The 6,441-nt window shown below is 69.3% G+C and carries 3 protein-coding genes; all 3 read right to left on the bottom strand.

Going from position 1 to position 6,441, the window contains the following annotated elements:
- Nucleotides 1–74: 74 nt before the first annotated feature.
- Nucleotides 75–4,139, bottom strand: a complete 4,065-nt coding sequence (locus DB30_RS39720; protein ID WP_146662778.1) for a VIT domain-containing protein — start codon at nucleotides 4,137–4,139, stop codon at nucleotides 75–77.
- Nucleotides 4,140–4,198: 59 nt separating this feature from the next.
- A complete protein-coding gene (locus DB30_RS39715) occupies nucleotides 4,199–5,620 on the bottom strand; it encodes a serine/threonine protein kinase (RefSeq protein ID WP_052559220.1) in 1,422 nt (473 codons plus the stop codon).
- Between the two features lie 203 nt (nucleotides 5,621–5,823).
- Nucleotides 5,824–6,441: tetratricopeptide repeat protein (locus tag DB30_RS39710; protein ID WP_146662774.1), on the bottom strand; the 618-nt coding region annotated here is incomplete at its 5' end.

Here is a 6,441-nt window from a genome sequence, read left to right as displayed (position 1 = left end):
CGAGTTTCATCCCCGGACGCTAGCACCCGCACACCGCGCCCGCTCCGCCATGACCAGCCAGAGTGTATGTGGAGTCAAGGAAGCCACTGGGTCAGGGCGACTCGTTGAGTCCCTGGCTCGAGCGACAGCGTGAAATTCTGCCGTCCAGTCGCGGTCTTGACCGTGAGCTTGGCCCGGACCGGCGACTCGCTGTTGGACTCGGGCCGGGTGACCTCGATGTACACCGTGCCGTTGACCTGGCGCAGGGTCATGGTCTCGACTCGCTCGGCGCCGTCTTGCTCTTCGCGGATCCGCACGGACTCTGGGCGCAGGACCGAGAGCCGGCGGCCGCGACGATCGATGAACGCGAGGTCCAGGTTCTCGGGGGCTGTCCAGCGCAGCTCGGCGCGAAGATCCGCGTTGCCGTGCAGCCGGCTCGTGGGATCAGCCACGACCCGGGCTTCGATCGCGCGCTCGGCCTGGCTCAGCAGCTGCTTGCCGCTGCTCGAGCTGACCGTCGCGCGCGCCCGACCGAGGGCCACGCGGGCATCGGAGCTGCGCCCCGAAGCTGCGAGACACTCGATGTGTGCCGCCGCGAATTCGCCGTTGCTTGGATCGATGCTGACCAGCGCGCGACGGTGTGAACACGCCCGCTCGAACTCGCCGGCCAGCGTCAGCGCGTCGGCCATGCGCCCGTGCAGCTTGGTCGAGAACGGCTCGACCTCGATCGCGCTGGCGTAGGCGCGCAGCGCCAGGGGATCGCCCGCGGCCGCGATCTCGTCGGCCAGGGTCAGCAGCGCTGGCGCGTGGTCTGGGTCGGCCGCCGCCCAAGCCGAGGCGAACGCGAGCGCCTGCGGGTGTCGGTCGCGGATCGCCCGGCGCACGAGCTCGCGGTGGGCCTTGCGGCTGCTGGGCTCGGCGTCTCGGGCTTGTTGCAGCTGGGCGATCGCGTCGAGATCAGCGCGGCTTGGGCCACCGGCCGCGCGCAGCAGCATCTGCGGGGGACGCCAGCGCTGCTGCGAGTCCCACTGCTGGCTGTTGGGCTGGGGATCCGGCAGCTCGCCCCACGAGCTGTTGCTGGGCTTCTTGGCCGGGCTCTTGGACTTGGACTTTTTCTCCTTGTCCTTGGGGGGCGGAGCCGGGGCGAACCCGCCGCCACTCCTGCCCGAGCCCGAGCCCGAGCCCGAGCCCGAGCCTGAGCTCGATGAATTCGAGCTGCCGCCGATCGCATCATCCATGTCCATGCTGCCCTCGGCCTCTGCTTCCTCGAATTCCTCGAATTCCTCGAAGTCGAAGTCGCGCTCGGCGGGGCTGCTCGAGCCGCCCGGCGTTGGACCGAAGTTGCGGTCGTCGAACCCGTCGCTACCCGAGAAGTCCGGCGCTGGAGCGGGCTGCGGACTGGGCTTGGGCGAGGGCGCGGGGGCTGGCATCCCGCCGGGCTTGGCGTCGCCCTTGGACCTGGCAGCCTCGGCGTCTTTGGAGTCGGCCGGCTTCGCCTCGCTGGCTGCCTGGGCCGCCTCGGTCGGCACGACCGCCTCGGGCTCTGGCTCGGCCTCATCGCTCACTGCTTCACCGCCGGCCGCTGGATCGTCGGTCCAGCTGTCTTTGTCGCCAGCCTTTCGCGCGACGTTGAACTCTTTGAACATGCGGTCGTTCTCGAGCACGAGCAGGGCGGTGAAGCGCGACAGCACGTTGTACTCGCGCGAGAGCTCGACGATGCGATCGGCTGCGGCCGCGCCTTGGGTCTGCGTGAGGTGGGTGATCTCGTGTTGGGCCCACGTGCGGGGCAGGTGCGCGTGCACGACCTGGCCGCCAGAGCCACCCTGCGAATTTTCGGGCCCCGAGTACTCGGCGTCGAGCATGACCTGAAAGCGCTCGTCGATCGCGGTGGCGCCGTCGCGTCCGCGCGTGGTGTGCAAGCGAACGTCGCCGCGCAGCATCGTCGCGTCGCCGTCGGCGAGCTTGCCGACCAAGGTCAGCGAGTCGCCGGGGCGCAGCGCAGGGATCGACTTGGGGTACACGTTGGTCAGGCCTGGCGGCAGCTCGAGCGCCAGATCCCGCGCGACGGGGACCTGCGCACGCAGTCGCAGCTCGCGGGCGATCTTTTGCAGGTCGTCGCGCGCGTCGGTCTGGATCAGATCACCGCCGCTCTGGCGCACGAGGTTGTCGAGCACCAACAGATCCGAGCGGGCACCCAAGGCGACCGCCTGCACGCGCAGGTGGCCGAGCTGCTCGCGGGCGAGCGCCCCAAGCTCGTCGGGCGTGAGCGCCCCCGACGTGGGCACGCCGTCGCCCATGTACACCACGACCTGCTCGATCAGCTCCGCTTGCGAACCCTGCTCAGCCTGACCGAGCGACGCGCCCGCGCGCTCGAGCATGTTGCCGATGTCGCTGGCGCCCGCGAGCCGCTGGCGGTTCAAGAAGCGATCGACCTGGGCCAGCGAGTCTTGCGGGTCCGCGCCCTGGGTCGACCGCAGCCCGCCCTCGAGCTGATCGCAGGCGGTGTCACACGCGAGGATCGTGAACCGGTCATCGGGCTCGAGGGTCGCGAGCATGGCCTTGGTCATGCCTTGCGCGGCCGTCCAGAGCTCGGGGGTGGTCCCGTGGCTGCGGTCGAGCACGAACGCGTAGTGGACAGGCCGTTTTTGCGCCGCCCCAAGCTCGAGATCAGGCCGCAGGGTGAGCATGAAGTAGCCCTGCCCGTCGCGGTCGCGGTGGGTCGCGGCCATGACCCGGCGCTGGTCCTTGGTTGGCAGCGGCACATCCACGCCGAGCTCGTGGGTGGGTTGGTAGTCGCGCTCGCGCATCGAGAGCGCGAGCTGGCCCTCGCTCTGCTCGCGCGCGAGCTCGGCCATCGGCGTGGTGACCTTGGCCAGCGCCGCCGCGTTAAACCCGGCGTCATCGATCTTCACGTTGAACGCGAAGTCGCCGATCTCCGTCGCGGTCGCCCCCGATCCGCCCATTGGATAGCGATAGCGCAGCGAGTCGCCGACCGCGGGCAGGACCTGCGTGTACGCGATCTTGATCCGCCGCTCGCCCTTGCCGGGGATCGGGAAGATGTTGAGCTTGAACACGCTGCCCTGCTCCCACTGCAGCAGCGCGGGATCGCGGGGCACGGTGGCGTCGACGATCTGCCGGAAGATCTGCCGGGCGCGCTGCTTCTCGAGCATCTCGCCGCGCATCCAGGTGTCGCCGACCAACAATTGAAGATCCGAGATCGACGCGTCGGTCGGCATCGGAAATTGATAGATGCCCTCGAGGGTCTGGCCCGAGTCGTTGTGGAACGCCTGCTCGATCTCGGTCCGCGCGATCCGACCGGAGATCGTGACGTTGACCGTCTGCTCGGTCAGGCGCAGCGACTGCCGCTCGACCGAAGAGCCGGCCCGGCGCGCGACCAGGCTGCCAACGCCCTCGGGGATGTCGTCGGCGATCTGGGCGCTGCGCTCGAACGCCGCCGTCCAAGCCGTCTCGTGCAGCGGGGTCAGGCTCAAGGTTGGGATCAACGCGGCCGCGAGCAGGGTCTCGTCGGGGGGCGTGTTCGGTCGGGTGGTTGGGGCCGCGGGCGTCGAGATGCTGGCGCCCGGCCCAAGCGGGACCTCGCGCCCTGCCGTGTGTAGCTGCGCCCGACCCTGGACGACCCCAAAGTGGCGGGTGTCACCGGCGTGGTGCAGCTCGACCTCGCCGCGCTCGACGACCAGCCGATCATCGGCGGCGAGGATCTCGAGCGGGGCCGCGTCAGCGAGCACGACCAGGCGCCCGCGCGTGAGCTCGACCTGATCGACCTGCTGCGCTGGGTCGCCGCCAGACCCGAGCGGGAGTCGCAGGCGGCTGTCTTCATCGAGGCGCAGGCGCTGGCCGCCGCTCAACTCGATCTCGACCCGGGTCCCCCGCGGAAGCTCGAGCCACTGTCCGGCGTGGACCGCTGCGCCCTCGCCCAGGAACGCGCCGTCTGGAAGATCCGGTGAGCCCACCCCTCGGCTTCCGCGGATCTTGGTGATCTTGCCGGCGACGACGGCACCGTGGTCGCTGGTCTCTGGATCAGTCTGTTCGACGCCCGCGTCGGGGCCTGGGGAGCTCTGGCAGCCAAGAAAAACCCCGCCAATGACTCCACCAAGGAGCAAGGGCAGGGCATTGGGGATCACGCGGCGGGGTTCAGACATGGGCTTGGTTGGACCTTTGGCCAGGGTCGCCGCCAAACGCCGACATTGTGGGATGGCTTTCAGCGCGAGAGCAGGGCGCGGAGCGGCAGGAACAATAGCCCAAGCGCGACCACGGCGAGGGCCAGCAGCGAGACCGGGGGCAGCTCTGCCAGCGCGCCACGGATTGAGCCGGCGATCGCCAAGCCGCCAAGCACCCCCGCGCCCAGCGTGAGCGCGATGTGGCTGGCGCTGCTGGCCCGGCCGGTGGGCGCTGCCGTGGGCGCGGGCTCGGGTTGGGGCGTTGGCGCGGCGGGGGCGAGCATGGGGGAGGCTTGCGCGACCGGCCGGGTGACGGGCCTGGACATGGGAATGGGCATCGCCTCACCAAAGCCGCTCTGCCCGGCGCCCAGCGTGGGCGAGAACGCGTCGAGCACGGTCTCGATGTCGTCGGTCAAGGCCCGGACCGAGGGGTAGCGATCATCAGGATCGGTCGCCATCGCCCGATTGACCACGTGGATCAGCGCGTCGGGCACGCTTGGGCCGGTCTCGGTCAGCGGTTGAATGTCGCCCTCGGACACCTGCGCCAGCAGGCGGGTGAACTCGGTCGCGGAGTAGGGCGAGCGCAGGCACAAGAGCTCGTAGAGGATCACCCCAAGGGAGTAGATGTCGGAGCGCTGATCCAGCGGCTGCGCGCGGACTTGCTCCGGCGACATGTAGCGCGGCGTGCCGGTTGGGCGGTTTGGCCTGGCCGGCCTGCGATCCATGAACGGGTCGGGAAGCAGCTCGCGCAGGTTCTCGCCGGCTGGGCCAGGCAGCGGAAACGCAAGGCCCCAATCCATGATCAGCACCTCGCCGTATTGGCCGATCATGACATTCGCCGGCTTGAGATCGCGGTGCAGGACCCCGCGCTCGTGGGCGTAGGCGATCGCTTGACACAGATCGATGAACAAGCGCACGCGCCGGAGCGCGGTCAGGTGCTCGGCGGTGATGACCTCGTCGACGTGGGTTGGCCCGGTGCCCTCGGCGTTGGCTTGCTCGACCCGCGCGAGCGCCCCAAGCAGCTCGTCGAGCGAGGTCCCGTGCACGAATTTCATCGTGAAGTACAGGTCGCCCTGATCATCGAGGCTCAGGTCGTGGACCGGCACGATGTTGGGGTGATCGAGGTGCGCGGTGACTCGCGCCTCCCACAAAAATTGCCGCAGCGCCGGGCTGCTGTTGGCTCGATCGGGGTGCAGCCGCTTGACCGCGAGCTTGCGCATCAGGTCGTGGTCCCAGACTTGATCGACCTGCCCCATGCCGCCGCGACCGAGCAAACGCAAGTGCTCGTAGCGGCGGGAGGACTCGCTGAGCGAGACCGCCGAAGGCTCCGCGTCGTCTGTCGTGATCCGGGTGAGCGACAAAGAACGCGTGCCCAGATTCGCGTGAGCACGACCCAGCGTGATCAATGTTGACGACACATCGACAACAGTGCCGTCGAGCATGGTCCCGTCTGCGTCTGACATTTCTGCGACGCGCTCACCGTCACTTCGCGGAGCAGACTCCATCCTCACAACCCCTTGGGCACCCGGTACTCTGCCACAGCGGCCGCTTCACGTCGCATCGCTTCGCGCGTGCGCGAGTTTGAGCGAACGGGTGATTGTTAGACCCCTGGCATATCCTGCACGCTGTCCCGCTGGCGGCGCGCAGAATGGTGTTCAGGCCACGATCAAGGCGCCGTTCGGTGGGCGGTACGCCAATCGTCGATGCCGGCGGCCTGCTCGGTCAGACCCAGGCGCATGTAGATCGCGTGGGCATCGTGGGCGAGGGTCTCGACGGGTGTCGCCCAGCCATCGAGTGCGTTGAGGGTCCGCGCCAGTTCTGCGCGCAACAGGGCCGCTTGCGCGGTGCCAGCCATTGCGGCCGGCCAATCGGCGAGGCAGCGCTGCAGGGGTTGGCGGGCTTCCGCTGGACGCCCGAGGTTGAGCAGCGCGCTGCCAACCCCTAGCCGCGCGCTGACGACCGCCGGACTGTCCATCGGGTGTACGCGCTCCGCCAAGCGCAGCGACTCTTGATAGTTGGCCAGCGCCTGCTGCCAGCGAGCGGCGCGTTGATGATCTGCGCCAAGCTCGAGCAGGATCAGGGCGCGATTGGAGAAGTCGTGCTCGGGGATCAACGCCAGCGCCTCGCGGTAGCCCTGGGCCGCGCTGGCTCGCTCGCCAAGCTTGCTCTGCACTGTCGCTAGATCGATGAGCAGCTCGGCGAGCCGGCGCTGCGTGGCGGGGGACGGCCGTGCGTCGAGCTGCTGGCGGCGCAGCTCGACCGCGCGGCTCGAGCTGGCGCGCGC

The organism is Enhygromyxa salina (genome assembly GCF_000737335.2).
In the GTDB taxonomy this organism is placed as follows: Bacteria; Myxococcota_A; Polyangia; order Nannocystales; family Nannocystaceae; genus Plesiocystis; species Plesiocystis salina_C.
This window is presented reverse-complemented; position numbering and strand designations above follow the sequence as displayed.

Coding starts and splice junctions, on each gene's coding strand:
- DB30_RS39720 (WP_146662778.1), bottom strand. CDS start 4,139: ATGTCTGAACCCCGCCGCGTGATCCCCAATGCCCTGCCCTTGCTCCTT.
- DB30_RS39715 (WP_052559220.1), bottom strand. CDS start 5,620: ATGTCAGACGCAGACGGGACCATGCTCGACGGCACTGTTGTCGATGTG.